Below are 18,034 nucleotides of genomic sequence, written 5' to 3'. Positions count from 1 at the left end.
CTGGAATGAACTCGGACGAGATTGTCCGTCAGGTGCTCGCGCATCTGTCCAGTCATTTCGCCACTCTCGGTGCGGGGGAGTCGGATTCGGCCTCGGTTACCTTTCTTGGGTCCGAACCTTACGAGCTGCTGCGGTATGGCCCCGATGACGCCGGGGTGTCGCATTTCGTCTCCGTGGGGTCATCGCGGTACCCGATGAGCGACCCGGGGGAGATGCTGACCTCCGAGGAACTGGGACCGCGTGCCGAAGTGTCGATCAGCCTGCGTGGCAGTGTATTTCCCGGCCTGGCCCGATCTCTTGCGGTGCTGGCGGCGTCGCCGGCGGTGGAAGGGTTGGTGCTCAGCGAGGATGCGCTGGTCGATCTCGGCCAGTCACTCTGGGACGATCCGGCCCGACAGGCGTACACCGCGGTGCTGTTGCAGGACGGGGATATTCCGGATCTTCCTTTGCCCGAACCGCTCTCGCCGGTGCGGTTCCTGGCAGCGGTGCCCATCACCGCCAACGAGGCGGCCTGGGTGCGGCTCAAGGGAGCAGAGGCGTTGAGAGACGCGTGGCGGCAGGCCGATATCGACGTGATGGATCCGTCGCGCGCTCACGCACAGCCGCGATAGCGCGCTATAGCCACCCGTTCTTTCGGAAGTTCCGGTACAGCAGCGTGCATACAACGACCATGACAAGCAGAACGACCGGGTAGGCGGCCGGTTCTGCTAATTCGGGCATGTGCTCGAAGTTCATCCCATAGATGCCAGCGAGCATGGTCGGAAATGCGGCGATCCCCACCCATGCGCTGATCTTGCGCATATCGGTGTTCTGCTGCATGGCCACTTTGCCCAGGGCCGCATTCACCAGGGAGGTGAGCATCTCGTCGTAGCTGCCGATCTGATCGGCCGCGTGGCTCTGATGATCCAGCACGTCACGTAGATACCGGCGGACTTCCTTGGTGATTAGGTCGTTGTGGTCCTGGGTGAGCTTGCTGAGTGCTCCCGTCAGCGGGCTGATCGCGCGACGCAGCTCCACCACCTCGCGCTTGAGCATGTAGATATGTTCGATATCGGTGCTGGACCGGGGTGAGAAGACGTTCTGCTCCATCGCGTCGATATCAGTCTCGACGAGATCAGAGACCTCCATGTAGGAGTCGACCACGCGGTCGGCGATGGCGTGCATCACGGCGTACGGACCTAGCCGCATGTGGTCGGGATCGGAGTCCATCTGGGCGCGCACCTTAGCCAACCCGCTGTGGTCGCCGTGGCGCACCGTTACCACGAAGTCGCCGCCCACGAAGATCATGATCTCGCCGGTCTCCACGATCTCACGGGCGGAAGAGATGGATTCGTGTTCAACGTAATTCACGGTCTTGAGAATCAAGAACAGGGTGTCGTCGTACCGCTCGAGCTTCGGGCGGTTGTGTGCGTGCACGGCATCCTCGACGGCCAGCCGGTGTAGCCCGAAAGGCTGAGCGACCGCCTCCATCTGATGTTCGTCGGGTTCGTGCAGGCCCACCCAGACGAACCCGCGATCCAGTGAGCGCACCTTCTCCAGCGCGGCGGTCGGCGTGTACTTGCCCGGCAGCCGGACCCCGTCGACGTAGACGCCGCAGTCGACAATGGCGCGGGCGAGCGGAACCGGGATGCGTTTGGCATCGGTTTCTGGTTCACGGCCACGGATAGGTGTACGCAACGACGACGGATTGACCGACGGAAATCGCGCCATGATGTGGGCTCCCTGCTCGCAACCAATCGTTCTCCGGAACCGTTCCGCGCGATGGTAACCCGCGAAGCTGTGGGGCGGCCTGGGACACTGAAGTCGTGACCTTCGACATCGCGGTGTTCACCTCAGTGTTCATCACTCTGGTGGTGATCATGGACCCCCCGGGTGCGGTACCGGTGTTTCTGTCGCTGACGGGCCGCCAGCCCGCCGCCGAGCGACATCGCGCCGCCTGGCAGGCGCCGGCAGTCTCGTTGACCGTCATCTCGATGTTCGCGATCGGTGGCCAGGCGATCCTGACCTACCTACATATAGGTGTGCCCGCGCTGCAGGGTGCCGGCGGCCTGCTGCTGCTCATCACCGGCCTGTCCCTTTTGATGGGCGGCGCCACCAGCCAGAACGCCGACAGCGGGGTCAATGTGGCCCTGGTGCCGCTCGGTACTCCGCTGATGGCAGGCCCGGGCGCCATCGCGGCGACCATCATCGCGGTCCGTCAGGCGCAGGGGCAGATGGGTACATATCTGGCCATCGGTGCGGCGATTCTGTGCGTGCACCTGGTGCTGTATCTGACGCTGCGATTCTCAACGGTGCTGATCAGGGTGCTGCGGGAGGGCGGAATCATGCTGTTGGCCCGGGTGGCCGGTTTGTTACTGGCGGCCATCGCGGTGCAGATGATCGCCGAGTCGGTGCGGGGATTCGTGGCGGGCGCGTAACGGGCCGCTCACAGTTCCAGAGTCGCGAGAAGTGACCTCCACGGCGGCCAGTAGTCTCACGCTGTGACCGCATCCGACGTTGTCGTGACAGATGAAGAGATTTTCGAAGCGCATATCGACGGGAAGCTGTCGGTAGAGCTCAAGTCGCCGCTGGATACGCAGCGTGCACTGTCGATCGCCTATACCCCGGGTGTCGCACAGGTGTCGCGGGCCATCGCCGCCGACCCCAGCCTGGCCAAGAAGTACACGTGGGCGCACCGCCTGGTCGCGGTGGTCAGTGACGGTAGCGCGGTACTCGGTCTCGGCGATATCGGTCCGTCGGCATCACTTCCCGTCATGGAGGGCAAGAGCGCGCTGTTCAAGACCTTCGCCGGGCTCAATTCCATCCCGATCGTGCTCGACACCAAGGATCCCGACGAGATCGTCGAGACGCTGATCCGGCTGCGCCCCACCTTCGGTGCGGTCAACCTGGAGGACATCTCGGCGCCGCGCTGTTTCGAAATCGAGCGGCGCGTGATCGAGGCGCTGGACTGTCCGGTGATGCACGACGACCAGCACGGCACCGCCATCGTGGTGTTGGCCGCGCTCATGGGTGCGTCGCGGGTGTTGGGCCGCGACCAGCAGTCGCTCAAGGTGGTGATATCCGGTGCGGGTGCGGCGGGCGTCGCGTGCGCGAACATCCTGCTGGCCGACGGCATCACCGACGTCACGGTGCTGGACTCGAAGGGCATCGTGCATTCCGGCCGCGACGACCTCAACGAGTTCAAGGTGGATCTTGCCGCGCGCACCAACCCGCGCGGTCTCACCGGCGGACAGGCGGAGGCGCTCGCGGGTGCCGATGTGTTCCTGGGTGTTTCGGCTGGAAAGGTCGACGAGTCACTCATCGCGACTATGGCCGACGAGAGCATTGTCTTCGCGTGCTCGAACCCCGATCCCGAGATTCACCCGCACGTGGCGGCCAAGTACGCGGCGATCGTCGCGACCGGGCGCAGCGATTTCCCGAACCAGATCAACAACGTTCTGGCATTCCCCGGCGTATTCCGCGGGGCATTGGACGCCGAGGCCACCAAGATCACCGAGCGGATGAAAGTGGCTGCGGCCGAGGCAATCTTCTCGGTGGCGGAGCCCGATCTGGCGCCCAACAAGATTGTGCCCAGCCCGCTGGATCCGCGTGTCGGACCCGCCGTGGCCGCGGCTGTCCAGGCTGTTGCGCACGAGAGCGACTAGCCGTTTGACGTTTCGCGCATGGACGGCGGGGCTGCTGCTAGCGGTGTCCGTTCTGGCTGGCTGTTCGGAAAACCATGGCCCGGCACCGTATTTGACGGTGGTTACGCCGAATGAACCGCAGTACCGGGTGCTGGCGTACATCTATGCGGCGGTGGTGAAGGCGACTGGTATCGACACCACGGTGCGGGAGAGTGCCGATCCGGTAGCGGAATTGGATACGGGCATCGCGAGCGTGGCACCCGGATTCACCGGCAGGCTGCTGCGCCAGTTCGCGCCGCAGCAGCGGCCCAGCGGTGACGAAGAGGTCACCTACAAGGCCATGATCGCCTCCCTGCCGGCCGGTGTGGCGGCGGCCGATTACGGGACGGCTGAAGATCGCGCAGCCTTGGCGGTTCCAACTGTTGGGACAAGTGCTTCTTCCAAGCCCACGCTGGCCGGGCTCGCGCGGCATTGCGATGAACTGGCACGCGCCGGTCAGGTGGGTTCGGGGTCTGCTCCCGTGGTTCGATTCGGCTCCTGTTCGACGGGTAATCCGCGTCAATTCCCTAGTACTGGTGAGCTTTTCGCTGCTCTTAAGCGTGGGGAAGTGGCAGTGGCCTGGACGTCAACCGCCAACCCGGCTCTTCCTACTGCCGGGGTCACCCTGGTTGACGACGAGAAGAGCTGGCTTCCGGCCAACAATGTCGTGCCGTTGTACCGCCGCAATGAGCTGTCCGAACCTCAGGTGTTGTCGCTCAACAAGGTTGCCGGTGAGCTGACCACGGGTGATCTGGCAGCGATGACCCGGGAGGTGTTGAGCGGCGCGGACGCCCAGCGTGTGGTGGATACCTGGCTCAACGACCACCAGATTTTGCTGCGCTAATCAGCAGTGTTGATGTGCTGGCTCGCGATGGCGGAGGCGAGCCGGGCGACGTGGTCGACGACCTGTGCCTCGGTGAGGGCGAGTGCGCGGATGACGGCGGGCAGGGCTGCGGGTCTCTGACCTGCAATAACACCTCCATACATCAGATCGTGACTTGACCTGGTCGTTTAAGCCGTGCTACTCACGTCTGACTATGGCAATCCCTCTGGGCCCCAATGTTGCGGCCACAGCACCTGCACGTGTCGATGAGCTGTACCCGGGGGACCTGCCCGGATTGCGGTTACCGGGTGGAGTGGAGGGCTGGGCACGGCCTGAACTGTCCTCCGTCGTCCGGACCTTCGATTGGATGTTCACCAAGTACCGCTTGGGCGGCGGTGGCCTGAGTGTCTACGTCGACGGCGAACCGGCGCTGGATATCTGGGCCGGCGCGGCGGCCGCCGGGCAGGGCTGGACGCGTGACACCGGCGCCCTCGTCTTCTCGGCGTCGAAGGGCATCGCCGCCACCGTCATTCACCGTTTGGTTGATCGCGGGCTGCTTTCCTATGACGCCCCGGTCGCGCGCTACTGGCCGGAGTTCGGGGCCAACGGTAAGTCGACCATCACCGTGCGCCAGGTGCTCGATCATCGCGCCGGCCTCTCGCGGCTTGAAGGAATCGCATACCACGCAGAGGAAATCGCCGATCACGAGTTGATGGAGCAACGTCTTGCCGCGGCCTCCGTCGACAAGTTCTACGGTAAGCGCGCCTATCACGCACTGACCTTCGGCTGGCTGCTCGCGGGGCTCGCTCGATCGGTCACCGGTAAGGACATGCGCGAGCTGTTCCGGACCGAGATAGCCGAACCGCTCGGGGTCGACGGGATTCACCTCGGTCGGCCGCCGCGCACCTCGCAGACCAAGGCCGCCTCGATGTACCCCTTCCTGGACCCGGTGGCGAACATGCCCGTGGTGGGCCGGGTGCTGCCAACGGTCATTCATGCCATCGACCGCCTTCCCGGTTTCGAAGGTGCCATCGGCACGATGTACGAGCCCGGAATGGAGCGGATCCTCGCTGACGACGGCACGCTGAATTCGGCCCTGTACGACATGCAGGCACCCGCGGCCAACGCGGTGGCCACGGCGCCCGCGCTCGCCAAGATGTACGCCGCCCTGGCCAATGGTGGCAGCGTCGGCGGCCGCGAGTTCCTCTCTCCGGAAGCTGTTGCGGGGCTTGCTCGTAAGACCAATCTGACCATCGACCGCACCATCGTGTTCCCGATGGGGATGCACCTGGGGTATATGTCGCTGCCCATGAACGGATTCCGCGGCGGTTTCGGCCATATCGGGCTCGGTGGCTCGATGGGATGGGCAGACCCGAAGCGCAAGATCTCCGTCGGCTTCGCACATAACCGGCTACCGCTGACCATGGCGCTCGACCAGATCTCGTTTGCGTTCTTGTGGCCCCAGATCATCAAGGCCGTCGGCTGACGTCGTGAAGGGCCCCCAATCGGTGAGCGCCGATTGGGTATCCGTCCTGACATCTGCCCATCCAGTCTTGTCACGACGTGAAGTACCTGGTACTCAGTGTTACTTATGGCACAACCCCATGGCTTCGACGTCGCGGCCACTGAATCGTCGCAACCCGCCCCCCTTCCCTTCGCCTATCCGCCGCTGGAACGCGGTGTGGAGCTGCCGCCAGGGGTGAATGGCTGGGCCCGCCCCGAGTTCCGTGGAGTGGTGCGGGTCTTCTCGCTTGCCTTCACCAGGTATCACGTCGGCGGCGGCGCCATCTGCGTGTATGTGGACGGTGAACCCGTACTCGATCTGTGGGCAGGGCTCGCACAGGTAGGGCAGCAATGGACGCGGGAAACGGCGCCGGTGATCTTCTCGGCGTCCAAGGGAGTCACCGCCACGATCATCCACCGACTGGTGGATCGCGGTCTGTTGGACTATTCCGCGCCAGTGTCGCGGTACTGGCCCGAGTTCGCCGCGCAGGGCAAGGGTGCGATCACGGTCGACGAGATCCTGTCGCACACGGCAGGGTTGTCGCGGCTGACGGGCATTGCGCGCAATTACGAGGAGATGTTCGATCCGGACTTGATGGCAGACCGGCTTGCCGCCGCGCCCGTCGACAGGTACTTCGGTAAGCCCGCCTACCACGCGCTGTCTATCGGCTGGCTGATGGGACGGCTTGCCAAGGCCGTCACCGGTAAGGACCTCGAAGAGTTGTATCGCACCGAACTCGCCGAGTTGCTCGGAGTCGACGGCATCCATATGGGGCGGCCTCCTGAAGGTGCGCCCTCCGAATCAGCCGCCCTCACTCCGTATTTGGACCGGGTCGCCAGGTCTGGCTTCATTCGCCGGGCGGCCCCGCCGGTGATGGGGGTTCTCGACAAAATGCCCGGGGCCAAGGGCGCGGCCTCCACGTTTTACCAGCCCGGTGCCGAGATGCTGGTGGCCGACGACGGGCATGCGAGTGCCCCGGTAATGGATCTGCGGTGCGGAGCGGGCAGCGCCTGCTGTACCGCGCCCGCACTGGCCAAGCTCTACGCCGCCCTGGCGGGGGACGGCAGTGTCGACGGGATACGGCTGCTCTCGCCGGAAATCACCAAGGGACTGGCACGCAAGAACAGCTACCAGATTGACCACACGCTGGGGCTACCAATGGGCTGGCACCGCGGGTACCACTCGTTGACGGTGCCGATGATCGGTGGCGGTTTCGGGCACATCGGAGCCGGCGGTTCCTTCGGGTGGGCCGATCAGAAACGCAACATCTCGGTGGCGATCGTGCACAACCGGCTTCCCAGCACGATGGTCTTCGACCAGACCATCATCGGAACCTTCCTGCCGTCGATCATTCGCGCTGCGCGGTAGCCGCGGAGCGCGAATGATCAACCCAGGGAAGCTACTTCTTCGTGGGCTTGGGTAGCACGTAGCGGGTGACCAGGGAGAAGATGTCCTGGTAGCGCGCTCCGGTGACCCTAACGATCACATCGAGGATCTTTGCGTCGGGGCCGACGAGTACACGGGGCTTCTTCTTGCGGACCGCGGTGAGAATGATGCGCGCGGCCGCTTCGGGACTGGTATTCGCCAGGTACTTGTCGAACATGGCGGCCCCGGCCTTGACGTCGTAGCCCTCCGCAGCAGTGGAGTTGCGTGCGATGGCGGTCTTGATGCCACCGGGGTGCACGCAGGTGACGGCGACCGGCTTCTTGCCGATGATCATTTCCTGGCGCAGGGACTCGGTGAACCCGCGTACCGCGAATTTCGCTGAGTTGTAGGCACTTTGGCCAGGCATGGACAGCACGCCAAAAAGGCTGGAGACATTGATGACGTGGCCGTCGCCGGAGGCGATCAGGTGCGGCAGGAAGGCCTTGGTGCCGTTGACCACGCCCCAGAAGTCGACGTCGATGATTCGCTCGATGTCCTTGAACTGACTTTCCTCTACCTCGCCCTGATACGCGATGCCGGCGTTGTTGTAGATCTGGTTGACCTTGCCGAAGTGTTCCTTGATGGCATCGGCATACAGCAGGAAGGCTTCGCGCTCAACAACATTGAGGCGATCGGAGCGGACCTCCGCGCCAAGAGCCTTGACCTGGCGTTCGGTTTCGGCCAGACCTTCGGCGTCGACATCGCTGATGGCCACCTTGGCGCCCGAGCGTGCGAGTTCCACCGCCAGTGCGCGCCCGATTCCCGAACCCGCGCCGGTCACCACGGCGACCTTGCCGTTGAAGCCTTCCATAGATGTCTCCTTGTTAGACGACTGTCAAATAGTCAGAGTAGTGGGTCAGCTGGAACGTTTGGGCATCAGGAACCGCTCGCCGAGCAGGAACAGATCCTGGTACCGCGAGCCCGTCAGTCGGACCAAGACGTCGATCACCTTGGCGTCCGGCCCAACGAGTACGCGTGGCTTCTTCTTGCGGACGGCGGTGAGGATGATGCGTGCCGCCGCCTGTGGGCTGGTTCGTGCGAGTAGATCGAACAATTTCGCGAACTCGGCATGGTCATACCCCTCGGCCACTGTGGCGTTGCGAGCCACATTGGTCTCGATGCCGCCGGGGTGCACGCAGGTGACCGCGACCGGCAACTTGGCGATGATCATCTCCTGGCGCAGCGACTCGGTGAACCCGCGTACCGCGAATTTCGCTGCGTTGTAGGCGCTTTGGCCAGGGCATGCCATGACGCCGAAGATGCTGGAGACGTTGATGACGTGGCCGTCGCCGGAGGCGATCAGGTGCGGCAGGAAGGCCTTGGTGCCGTTGACCACTCCCCAGTAGTCGACGTCGATGATTCGTTCGATGTCCTTGAACTCGCTGATCTCGAAGTCGCCGTGGAAGTCGATGCCGGCGTTGTTGTAGATCTGGTTGACCTTGCCGAAGTGTTCCTTGACGACGTCGGCGTAGAGCAGGAAGGCTTCGCGCTCAGCGACGTTGAGGCGGTCGGAGCGCACCTCTGCGCCGAGGGCTTTGATCTGGCGTTCGGTTTCGGCCAGGCCCTCGTTGTCGATGTCGCTGATGGCCACTTTGGCGCCCGAGCGTGCGAGTTCCACCGCCAGTGCGCGCCCGATTCCCGAACCCGCGCCGGTCACCACGGCGACCTTGCCGTTAAAGCCGTCCATGAGCACTCCTGACAGATTTACGTTGTGAGGCTGACGTCAATCAGTGAGGGTAATGGATGGCGGCGCGGCGTTGTCAGGGCGGCGGCAGGTGACGGTCAGGTCTTGAGGCCGACGCAGATCCAGTCGACGGAGATTAGGGGTGGTGTGATCGGCCGCGTCACCGGGCGGTGCACGACGACATCAAACCCGGCACGGGAGAACAACCGCTCCATTTCACCGGCTGTAGGGAAGTGCGCCGGTCCACGTTCGCCGGTTCCTCGAGGCAACCACCTGCGCTCCTTTGGGCAGATCGTGGCGACCGAGGCCATGCCACCCGGGGCGAGGACGCGGTAGAACTCCGCCAGCGCGGCCGACTGGTCGAAGAAATGGAATGCCGATGTTGTCACCACGGCATCGAGAGTGCCGTCCCCGAAAGGGAGCTGCTCTGCGGGTGCTTTCTTCCAGTGAACCTCGGTGGACCGGGCCCTTGCCTTGGCGAGCATGCCATCGGACATGTCGACGCCGAAAACCGATGCCGGACTCAGCTCGGCTTGGATGCGGGACGCTAATATTCCTGTGCCACAAGCGATATCTGCGATCCGCTGGGCGTTATGCTCGCGTAGTTGCCGGATGGTGTCGTCTTGGGCCGGGCGGTAGACATGGCGTTGCACGAACGGGAAGTTGTAGACCTTCGACATCATGGTCCAGTACCGCGTGACCAGCTCATTGAGTGAACGCCGTGGGGCGATGGCAGTCATCTGTGAAACCTAGGAGCGGTATGGGGGGGAAGTCCGTGACTCGGCCTGATCTTTGTGAAAGATACGAGGCCCATGCCCGAAAGCTATGACTGGCCCCAATAACCCCCGTGCCGTGCCATGAACCTTTGAGCAAACCTCCGAACTCAACTGAGGGACGGTAGGGTGCGCAGGGGTCTAGCGGATGTGGTCCGCGAGGGTACGGGTATTCCACGGTGCAGTGGGAGAAGTTGGAGTCCGCTGATGACGGCGTCACTCAGTGATCGGTTCATGCGTCGGCTGCCGGAGACGGCACGCCGCGCAGTGGACTGCTTCGCTGCGGAGGTGCCGTATTACGGGATGCTGCCACGCGAGGTTCTCGACGGCGAGATCACCGAGTTCACCAAGCAGCACTTCAGAATCTTCTCCCGGGTCCTGGTGGAGTCGCGGGCACCCACAGAAGACGAGTTCGCGGTGTCGATCCTGGCGGCGTCACGGCGGGCGCAGGAAGACATTCCGCTTCCGGCGATCCTGGCCGTGTACAACGTCGCCGCGCGGGTCGGCATAGAGACGCTCCGGGAACTGGCAACCCCCGACGAGATCGATGAGGTGCTGGCGGTCAGTATGCAGGTGCAGCGATATCTGCAGCTGATGCTACCCGCCGTCACTGCCGCGTATCTTGAAGAGCGACAAGGCTTTTACAGTGCGACGACGGAGGCCCGGCGCGATCTTTTCGACGCGTTGGTCAAGGGGACGCCGTGGACGGAGGCCGCCGAACGCGCCAGTGTCACGCTGGCGCTGTCCTACAACGTGCTGTTCCTGTTCATGCCGGAACCTGCAGCGAACACCGTGGTGGCACGACGGCGTGCGCATCTGGTGCAGGACATCCTCGACGAGTACGCGCGCGAACCTGTCCTTACATCGTTGGACGGCCGGGGCGGCATCATCTTGCTGCCCGCGGTGGGCAAGGTGGAATCGCTGCTTCCGTTGTTCTCCGAGGTGGCCGGGGGGCCGGTCATGCTCGGAGTCTCCGATGCCACCGATCCGGGTGAGATAGCCGCCGCTGCGGACGAGGCGCGTGAGTTGGCCATACTTGCACTAAGACTCGGTCGAGTACCGGGCGCTTACCGGCTCGCCGATCTGCTCTTGGAGTATCAGATCACCCGCCCGGGCAGAGCCCGAGATCTACTCGCCGCGACGGTCCAGCCACTGGCGGCACATCCACATTTGCAGCAGGCGCTCAGCGCGTACCTGCAGCACGAGCACGGACGGCAGCTCGCGGCCAAGTCGCTGCACGTGCATCCGAACACCCTTGACTACAGACTGCGTCGGGTCGCCGAACTCACCGGCCTGGATCCCGCGCAGCCGTCGGCCGCGCGCACTCTCGCAGCCGCGCTACTGGCTGTGAAGGCGCACTGAATCAGGTTCAGAGCCGCCCGGCGAGGAGCTTCACGATGGCCACAGCCTGTCGGATGTACATGATGAGGGCGCGTGGTGAGAGGACTGTCGACAACACCGTTCGGATATCGGGTCGCGTCGGTAATGTCTTGCCGCGCATGCGTTCATCGAGCCAGCCGAGCGCATCATGACCGCCGGACAGGAGCAGGAAGACGCGCTCGCTGGCACGGTCGCGCCGGTAGGTGACATGTGCGCCACCGGCGATGTAGTCCTCGGCGAGTTGGTCCGTGCTGGAAACAGGCAGGAGCACGTCGTGAATCGAGTGGTAGAGGTAGATCGGCGCGGTAGGGGTGCGTAGCCCCAGCGTCATCGCATCGGTGAGGGCGGCGATCTCTGGCGTGTCCATCACCTCTTCGACGGGACGGTCGAAGATCCTGTTGAAGTCGAGAAATGGCCAATACAGCAGTGCCTGGATGACGGTAAGGCGTTCGGCCTTCTCGACCATCCGGCGGCCTCTTTTGGTGAGGTGCTTCTCCAGGAGGTCCTGGATGGACGGACTTACCCGCATCATGGCCGCCAGCACGATGATGATGAGCCCCGAAGAGTATCGGCCGCTGAGATGGTGCATGAGGGGGCCGGGCTGGGGTGCGGGCGCGCCGATCAATGCCCCCACGAGGTTGAGCTCGGCCGCGTACTCACCGGCGAGCTCGGCCGCCCACGCGGTCGCATTGCCGCCGGCCGAATAGCCCCACACCGCCGCCGGGGTTTGGATGGACAGCTGCGGGATGCCGTCCTCGCCGGATGCCGCAATCGTGGCCCGCAGTGCGTCCAGCACGTGGTAGCCGGGTTGTTTGGGCGCCATCCAGAGGCCCTTCGGCCCCTCATGGTCGCTGATGGTGACTATCCACCCTCGTTGGAGTGCCGCCACTGCGAGCAGAAACTCGTTCTGTGACTGGTTGATGCCGAAGGTGCGGTGCTGCAGATAGTAGGAGGGAAATCTCTTGGGGGTGACGGCGTCGATCGCACTTTGGAAGGCAAGCAGTGGCGCCGCCTCCGTCGTCTTTTTCGGGACGAGCACCGTTGTCACGGTCGTTTCGGGGGCCCCATGTAGGTCGGTGCTGCGATAGAGCACCTGCCATGCGTGCAGCCTCAGGGGAATGAGCCCAAACAACCCAATCCGAACTCGCCTGCGCCGCAAGGGTGTGCCGGGTGCGGTTTTGTTCCAGCCATCGGGTGGGACAAAGAATGGGTCGTCCGGGGACGGTAGCGGCTTACCGAGTTGCATCGGCCAGTCCTCGATCGACCGAGTCGCCGGGGTGGACGTGGGCGCAGTGCCGGCAGTCATCTGGCTCCTGTCCTTGCTCTGGTCGCTCTTATCTTCCCGGGCGACCAGATCGGCCGTGGCGATGTCCGTAGAAGAATCTGAGGATTCGCGCAGCGTATTCAACAAGAATGGTCCGTGGTAAGAATCGGCGCTGAATCGGGGTTAGCCACTAAGGCGCCAGTTCGACCTTGTGGTTCATCACCGATTAGGCAAACGGTCGAAGTCAACCTCGGAACGGTTCTCAGAATACACGGGTCGCCATCATTGCTGCCCAGACGGTTACTGGCGGGTAATACCGGTGGCAAAAATGAACACCGAGTCGGTTCTTTGGTTAAGTTCTCACGAGAAGGACTGGCCATTGTTGCGGTACCTGCAGGCGGCCGAGGAACAGCTTGAGGATTCCCCATTGCCAGTGCAGCTGGCTCCACGCCGCGCGGTGGGTCAGAGATGTCGAGATTACGGTCCGGATGTCCGATGTCGGCGACAATGGCTTACCCGCTCACTGCGCGGCCAACCAGCCGAGGGCATCGCTGCCACCGAGCACGGCCAGCCGAATATGTTCGGTGCTCCGGTCGCGGCGGTAGGTGACGTGAGTGCCGCCCGCGATGTAGGCCCGCGCCAGCTGATCGGAGGCCGCGATGGGTAGTAGCTGTTCATGGATGGCGTGGTACAGGTAAACCGGCGCGTTGGGCACGCGGTGCCCCAGTTCCATTTCTTCCGTGACTCTGGCGATTTCGGGCGCTTTCATCAATTCTTCGATGGGCCGATCGACGAGGGCGTCGAAGTTCTCGAATGGCCACCGCAAGACCGATTCCGCGAGACTTACCTCTGTTGCCTTGGCGATGATCTGACGTCCGCGCTGGGTCAGGTACCCACCAAGGAATTCAAATGTGCTCGGGTGCGCCCGCGTCATCGCGGCCAGCAACGGTGGGACGAGTCCAGAGGCGAATTTGCCGCTGTGCTTCCGCACGAGCGCGCCTGGCCGCGCGGCGGGAGCGCAAAGCAGCGCTCCGACGACATTCAGTTCCGGGTGCCGTAGACGGGTGCCATCTCGGCGGCCCAGGTGCTCGCTGTCCCGCCTCCGGAGTACCCCCAGAATCCGACGGGGGCATTGGCCGGGAGCGGGGTATGCCATGTACGCCGCAGGCGTTCAAGGTTGCGCGCACACCCAACCTCGGGCGAGTGCGGCCACCATCAACATCAGCTCGTTCTGAGCCTGGTCGAGGCCGAACGTTCGGGGAAGCAGCCCATAGGAGGGGAAGGCTCGTGGAGACACCGCATCGATGGCGCACTGATAGGCCAGGACCGTGACGTCTCGCGGGCATCGCGGGGCGCCAGCACGGTTGTCACTGTGGTCTCGGGGGCGCCGTGGAGATCGGTGGTGCGGTAGAGCAGGTGCCAGGCCTGCAGGCGTAAGGGGACCATGCCGAAGAAGGCGATACGAATTCTCCTGCGCCGCATACGCTTCCCGGCAGTGTGTTCTCCCAGCCGGACGGGGGTAGGTAGAACGGATCTTCGGGCGAGGGTCTGGGCTTGCCGTTAAGCGGTGGCCATTCCTCGACCGGTAGCGTAATCGGTTCGATTGCGGGTGCGGGCTTGGCCGTCATGGGCGCAGCGTATTCAACACGTGCGCAACGAGGCAGGGGTCCGGTAATGAATCAGGCCCACCCCCTAAGGGGCGGGCCTGACCTTGGGTTCATTCACTCCTACTCAGATGTGGGAGCGAACGCCTCGTCGATGATTTCCTGCTGCTCGACGGCATGCACCTTCGAGGAACCGGAAGACGGTGCCGACATGGCCCGGCGGGAGATCTTGGTCAGGCCGGTCAGACGCGGCACCACCTCGGGCAGGTTCAAGCCGAAGGTCGGCCACGCGCCCTGGTTCGCAGGCTCTTCCTGCACCCAGATGTACTGCGTACCATCCGGATACCGGCCGAGGGTCTCTTCCAGCCGGTAGCGCGGGATGGGATACAGCTGCTCGATGCGCACAATCGCGACGTCGTCGCGGTTGTCGGCATGCTTACGAGCCAGCAGGTCGTAGTACAACTTGCCGCTGGTCAGTAGGATCCTGCGGACCTTGCTGCGATCGCCGACGCCATCCTCGTAGGTGGCCTCTTCCAAAACCGAGCGGAACTTGCGGTCGGTGAAGTCCTTGATGTCGCTGACGGCAGCCTTGTTGCGCAGCATGGACTTTGGTGTGAACACCACCATCGGTCGGGTGATGCCGTCCAGCGCGTGCCGGCGCAACAGGTGGAAGTAGTTGGCAGGTGTCGACGGCATCGCGACTGTCATCGACCCCTCGGCGCACAGTTGCAGGAACCGTTCGATGCGGCCCGAGGTGTGGTCGGGGCCCTGTCCCTCGTGGCCGTGGGGGAGCAGCAGCACCACTTCGGAGAGCTGGCCCCACTTGGCCTCGCCGGAGGAGATGAACTCGTCGATGATGGACTGCGCGCCATTGACGAAGTCGCCGAACTGCGCCTCCCACAACACCATTGCGTCGGGATTGCCCACCGAATAGCCGTATTCGAAGCCGACGGCAGCGTATTCGGACAGTGATGAGTCGTGCACCACAAGACGCCCGCCGGTGGGGTTGCCCGTGGTGTCGACGCCGACCAGCTGCAACGGACTGAACTCATCGCCGTTGTGACGGTCGATGATCACGGCGTGGCGCTGGGTAAAGGTGCCGCGCTTGGAGTCCTGGCCTGTGAGCCGCACCACCTTGCCCTCGGCGACGAGGGTGCCGAGGGCAAGTAGCTCGCCGAAGGCCCAGTCGACCTTGCCCTCATAGGCCATTTCACGACGCTTTTCCAGCACCGGCTTGACGCGCGGGTGCACGGTGAAGTCCTCCGGCAACGACACGAAGGCGTCGCCGATGCGTTGCAGGAGTGCCTTGTCGACGGCGGTGACCAGCTTCTGCGGCAGCTGCTGATCCTCTTCCACCGACTCGCTGGGCCGCTGCTGGTACTTCTCCAGATCGCGGACCTCGTTGAACACCCGCTCCAGCTGGCCCTGGTAGTCGCGCAGGGCGTCTTCGGCTTCCTTCATTGAGATATCGCCGCGGCCGATCAGGGATTCGGTGTAGGTCTTGCGCACACCGCGCTTGGTGTCGATCACTTCGTACATCTGCGGGTTGGTCATCGAGGGATCGTCACCCTCGTTATGGCCGCGCCGGCGGTAGCAGACGAGATCGATGACGACGTCTTTGTTGAACTTCTGTCGGAAGTCGACGGCCAGTCGTGACACCCAAACGCACGCCTCGGGGTCGTCTCCGTTGACGTGGAAGATCGGTGCGCCGATCATCTTCGCGACGTCGGTGCAGTACTCGCTGGATCGCGAATGCTCCGGTGCGGTGGTGAAACCGATCTGGTTGTTGACCACGATGTGAATGGTGCCGCCGGTCCGGTAGCCGGGGAGGTTGGCGAGGTTCAGGGTTTCGGCCACCACACCCTGCCCGGCGAATGCAGCGTCACCGTGCAGCATGAGTGGCACCACGGTGAAGCGGCCACCGTCGGTGCCGACATCGAGGACGTCCTGTTTGGCGCGCACCAGGCCTTCCAGCACCGGGTCCACGGCCTCGAGGTGCGAGGGGTTGGCCGTCAGCGACACCTCAATGTCGTTGTCGCCGAACATCTGGATGTAGGTGCCGGAGGCGCCCAAGTGGTACTTCACGTCACCGGAGCCGTGCGCCAGCGCCGGGTTCAGGTTGCCCTCGAACTCGGTGAAGATCTGCGAGTACGGCTTGCCGACGATGTTCGCCAGCACATTCAGTCGGCCGCGGTGCGGCATGCCGATGACCACCTCGTCGAGGCCGTGCTCGGCACTCTGGTCGATGACGGCGTCCATCATCGGGATGACACCCTCGGCGCCCTCCAGTGAGAATCGTTTCTGTCCAACGTATTTGGTGGCCAAAAAAGTCTCGAACGCCTCGGCGGCATTGAGCTTGGAGAGGATGTACTTCTGCTCGGCGACGGTGGGCTTGTCGTGCTTGACCTCGATGCGCTCCTGTAGCCACTTCTGCTGCTCGGGTTCCAGGATGTGGGTGTATTCCACTGCGGCGTGTCGGCAGTACGCGTCGCGCAGCACCGAGAGCACGTCGCGCAGCTTCATGTACTCCTGACCCTTGAACCCCGAGACCTTGAACTCGCGGTCCAGGTCCCACAGCGTCAGGCCGTGTGTGAGTACATCCAGATCGGGGTGGCTGCGGAACCGGGTCTTGTCCAGGCGCAGCGGATCGGTATCGGCCATCAAATGGCCCCGGTTGCGATATGCCGCAATCAGCTCCAGCACCCGAGCGTTCTTGTCGACGATCGAGTCGGGGTTGTCGATGCGCCAGCGCACCGGTTCGTAGGGGATGCCCAGCTCGAGGAAAATATCGTCGAAGAAGTCGTCGGAGAGCAGCAGCTGATGCACCGTGCGCAGGAAGTCGCCGGATTCGGCACCCTGGATGATGCGGTGGTCGTAAGTGGACGTCAGCGTCATGAGCTTGCCGATGCCCAGATCGGAGATGCGCTCCTCGCTGGCGCCCTGGAACTCCGCGGGGTATTCCAGCGCGCCGGCACCAACGATGGCACCCTGACCGCGCATGAGGCGGGGCACCGAGTGCACGGTGCCGATGGTGCCCGGGTTGGTCAACGAGATGGTGACCCCGGAGAAATCCTCGGCGGTCAGTTTGCCGTCCCTGGCCCGGCGCACGATGTCCTCATAAGCAGCAATGAACTGGCCGAAAGCCATTGTCTCGCAGCCCTTGATGGCGGCCACGACCAGAGTGCGGTTGCCGTCCTTGCCGGGCAGGTCGATGGCCAGGCCCAGGTTGATGTGGGCGGGCGTTACGGCAGTGGGCTTCCCGTCCACCTCGGCGAAATGCCGGTTCATGTTCGGGAAGTCCTTGACGGCCTGGACGATGGCGTAGCCCAGCAGATGCGTGAAGGAGATCTTGCCGCCGCGGGTGCGCTTGAGGTGGTTGTTGATGACGATGCGGTTGTCGATCATCAGCTTGGCGGGAATGGCCCGGACGCTCGTCGCGGTCGGGATCTCCAGCGAGGCCGACATGTTCTTGACGACGGCCGCGGCGGCGCCGCGCAGTACCTGACCCTCGTCACCTTCAGCGGAGGGCACCGGCGGAAGGGCAGGCTTCGGGGCGGCTGCCGGGGCCGCGGGTGCTGCCGCTGCAGGCGCGGCAGGCGCGGCTGGTGCGGCTGGTGCGGGAGTGGGGGCCGCAGCGGCGTGGCCGTTGCCGGCGTCGGTCGCGGGCTCGGCCACGTAGTCGGCGAGAAATTCGTGCCAGCTGGAGTCCACCGAGGACGGGTCTTCCTTGAATCGCTGGTACATCTCCTCGACCAGCCATTCATTCTGCCCGAATTGGGGATTTGAACCGTTCACGGCAGTCTTCGCCTCGCTCCGTCTCGTTCGATAATCAGTCCGTTTAGCGACCGGTACCAGGCTAACGCGTCGCCAACGGGGGTGAGGTGTCACGGTGATATGACAGAGGCGACATCATTG

The 18,034-nt window shown here is 63.8% G+C and carries 16 protein-coding genes; 7 read left to right on the top strand and 9 right to left on the bottom strand.

What is annotated here, in order from left to right:
- The first annotated feature begins 5 nt into the window (after window positions 1–5).
- Window positions 6–611, top strand: a complete 606-nt coding sequence (locus tag B4383_RS04935; protein ID WP_078289310.1) for a suppressor of fused domain protein — start codon at window positions 6–8, stop codon at window positions 609–611.
- Between the two features lie 4 nt (window positions 612–615).
- Here the strand turns inward: B4383_RS04935 and corA are convergent, their stop codons facing one another.
- Window positions 616–1,710: a magnesium/cobalt transporter CorA gene (gene corA / locus B4383_RS04930; RefSeq protein ID WP_078289307.1), complete on the bottom strand. Its 1,095-nt coding sequence runs from the start codon at window positions 1,708–1,710 to the stop codon at window positions 616–618.
- A 95-nt stretch (window positions 1,711–1,805) separates the two neighbouring features.
- On the opposite strand from corA, the gene B4383_RS04925 reads away from it, so the two are divergent.
- The 3 genes from B4383_RS04925 (at window position 1,806) to B4383_RS04915 (ending at window position 4,506) form a co-directional block, all read left to right on the top strand.
- Window positions 1,806–2,417, top strand: coding sequence for a MarC family protein (locus B4383_RS04925; RefSeq protein WP_078289305.1), 612 nt, complete (start codon window positions 1,806–1,808; stop codon window positions 2,415–2,417).
- 84 nt (window positions 2,418–2,501) lie between these two features.
- A complete protein-coding gene (locus tag B4383_RS04920) occupies window positions 2,502–3,644 on the top strand; it encodes an NADP-dependent malic enzyme (protein WP_176126637.1) in 1,143 nt (380 codons plus the stop codon).
- Between the two features lie 97 nt (window positions 3,645–3,741).
- Window positions 3,742–4,506: a glycine betaine ABC transporter substrate-binding protein gene (locus B4383_RS04915; RefSeq protein WP_286143728.1), complete on the top strand. Its 765-nt coding sequence runs from the start codon at window positions 3,742–3,744 to the stop codon at window positions 4,504–4,506.
- Here B4383_RS04915 and B4383_RS26575 read toward each other — a convergent pair.
- A complete protein-coding gene (locus B4383_RS26575; RefSeq protein WP_176138491.1) occupies window positions 4,503–4,649 on the bottom strand; it encodes a hypothetical protein in 147 nt (48 codons plus the stop codon). The genes B4383_RS04915 and B4383_RS26575 overlap by 4 nt on opposite strands.
- A 50-nt stretch (window positions 4,650–4,699) precedes the next feature.
- Between B4383_RS26575 and B4383_RS04910 the strand changes: the two genes are divergently transcribed.
- Window positions 4,700–5,971: a serine hydrolase domain-containing protein gene (locus B4383_RS04910; RefSeq protein WP_078289297.1), complete on the top strand. Its 1,272-nt coding sequence runs from the start codon at window positions 4,700–4,702 to the stop codon at window positions 5,969–5,971.
- A gap of 105 nt (window positions 5,972–6,076) precedes the next feature.
- Window positions 6,077–7,357, top strand: a complete 1,281-nt coding sequence (locus B4383_RS04905) for a serine hydrolase domain-containing protein (RefSeq protein WP_078289295.1) — start codon at window positions 6,077–6,079, stop codon at window positions 7,355–7,357.
- Between the two features lie 31 nt (window positions 7,358–7,388).
- Here the strand turns inward: B4383_RS04905 and B4383_RS04900 are convergent, their stop codons facing one another.
- The 3 genes from B4383_RS04900 to B4383_RS04890 form a co-directional block, all read right to left on the bottom strand.
- Entirely contained in the window at window positions 7,389–8,225 is an 837-nt protein-coding gene (locus tag B4383_RS04900; protein ID WP_078289292.1) for an SDR family NAD(P)-dependent oxidoreductase, read from the bottom strand.
- A gap of 45 nt (window positions 8,226–8,270) precedes the next feature.
- On the bottom strand, window positions 8,271–9,101 hold the full coding sequence (locus B4383_RS04895; RefSeq protein ID WP_078289508.1) for an SDR family oxidoreductase: 831 nt from the start codon (window positions 9,099–9,101) through the stop codon (window positions 8,271–8,273).
- A gap of 95 nt (window positions 9,102–9,196) precedes the next feature.
- A complete protein-coding gene (locus B4383_RS04890) occupies window positions 9,197–9,838 on the bottom strand; it encodes a methyltransferase domain-containing protein (RefSeq protein ID WP_078289290.1) in 642 nt (213 codons plus the stop codon).
- Between the two features lie 240 nt (window positions 9,839–10,078).
- Here B4383_RS04890 and B4383_RS04885 point away from each other — a divergent pair, with 240 nt between their 5' ends.
- Window positions 10,079–11,233 carry a helix-turn-helix domain-containing protein gene (locus tag B4383_RS04885; RefSeq protein ID WP_078289287.1) on the top strand — a complete coding sequence of 385 codons (1,155 nt, stop codon included), beginning with the start codon at window positions 10,079–10,081 and terminating at the stop codon, window positions 11,231–11,233.
- 7 nt (window positions 11,234–11,240) lie between these two features.
- On the opposite strand, the gene B4383_RS04880 is transcribed toward B4383_RS04885, so the two are convergent.
- The 4 genes from B4383_RS04880 to B4383_RS04870 form a co-directional block, all read right to left on the bottom strand.
- Window positions 11,241–12,557: a lipase family protein gene (locus B4383_RS04880; RefSeq protein ID WP_078289284.1), complete on the bottom strand. Its 1,317-nt coding sequence runs from the start codon at window positions 12,555–12,557 to the stop codon at window positions 11,241–11,243.
- Between the two features lie 478 nt (window positions 12,558–13,035).
- Window positions 13,036–13,506 (bottom strand): lipase family protein, encoded by a 471-nt coding sequence (locus B4383_RS26990; RefSeq protein WP_286143727.1) that lies wholly within the window; start codon window positions 13,504–13,506, stop codon window positions 13,036–13,038.
- Between the two features lie 50 nt (window positions 13,507–13,556).
- Window positions 13,557–13,682, bottom strand: a complete 126-nt coding sequence (locus B4383_RS26985) for a lipase family protein (RefSeq protein WP_286143772.1) — start codon at window positions 13,680–13,682, stop codon at window positions 13,557–13,559.
- 560 nt (window positions 13,683–14,242) lie between these two features.
- A complete protein-coding gene (locus B4383_RS04870; protein WP_078289281.1) occupies window positions 14,243–17,914 on the bottom strand; it encodes a multifunctional oxoglutarate decarboxylase/oxoglutarate dehydrogenase thiamine pyrophosphate-binding subunit/dihydrolipoyllysine-residue succinyltransferase subunit in 3,672 nt (1,223 codons plus the stop codon).
- Between the last annotated feature and the right edge of the window lie 120 nt (window positions 17,915–18,034).

The sequence above is a fragment of the Mycobacterium sp. D16R24 genome, from assembly GCF_002013385.1.
Classification (GTDB): domain Bacteria; phylum Actinomycetota; class Actinomycetes; order Mycobacteriales; family Mycobacteriaceae; genus Mycobacterium.
The sequence above is the reverse complement of the archived record's forward strand: the minus strand, read 5'-3'. Positions and strand labels throughout refer to the sequence as shown.

Excerpts from the sequence above, each read along its gene's own strand:
- B4383_RS04880 (WP_078289284.1), bottom strand. The coding sequence starts at position 12,557 with ATGACTGCCGGCACTGCGCCCACGTCCACCCCGGCGACTCGGTCGATC.
- B4383_RS04885 (WP_078289287.1), top strand. The coding sequence starts at position 10,079 with ATGACGGCGTCACTCAGTGATCGGTTCATGCGTCGGCTGCCGGAGACG.
- B4383_RS04890 (WP_078289290.1), bottom strand. The coding sequence starts at position 9,838 with ATGACTGCCATCGCCCCACGGCGTTCACTCAATGAGCTGGTCACGCGG.
- corA (WP_078289307.1), bottom strand. The coding sequence starts at position 1,710 with ATGGCGCGATTTCCGTCGGTCAATCCGTCGTCGTTGCGTACACCTATC.
- B4383_RS04905 (WP_078289295.1), top strand. The coding sequence starts at position 6,077 with ATGGCACAACCCCATGGCTTCGACGTCGCGGCCACTGAATCGTCGCAA.
- B4383_RS04895 (WP_078289508.1), bottom strand. The coding sequence starts at position 9,101 with ATGGACGGCTTTAACGGCAAGGTCGCCGTGGTGACCGGCGCGGGTTCG.
- B4383_RS26575 (WP_176138491.1), bottom strand. The coding sequence starts at position 4,649 with ATGTATGGAGGTGTTATTGCAGGTCAGAGACCCGCAGCCCTGCCCGCC.
- B4383_RS04910 (WP_078289297.1), top strand. The coding sequence starts at position 4,700 with ATGGCAATCCCTCTGGGCCCCAATGTTGCGGCCACAGCACCTGCACGT.
- B4383_RS04935 (WP_078289310.1), top strand. The coding sequence starts at position 6 with ATGAACTCGGACGAGATTGTCCGTCAGGTGCTCGCGCATCTGTCCAGT.
- B4383_RS04900 (WP_078289292.1), bottom strand. The coding sequence starts at position 8,225 with ATGGAAGGCTTCAACGGCAAGGTCGCCGTGGTGACCGGCGCGGGTTCG.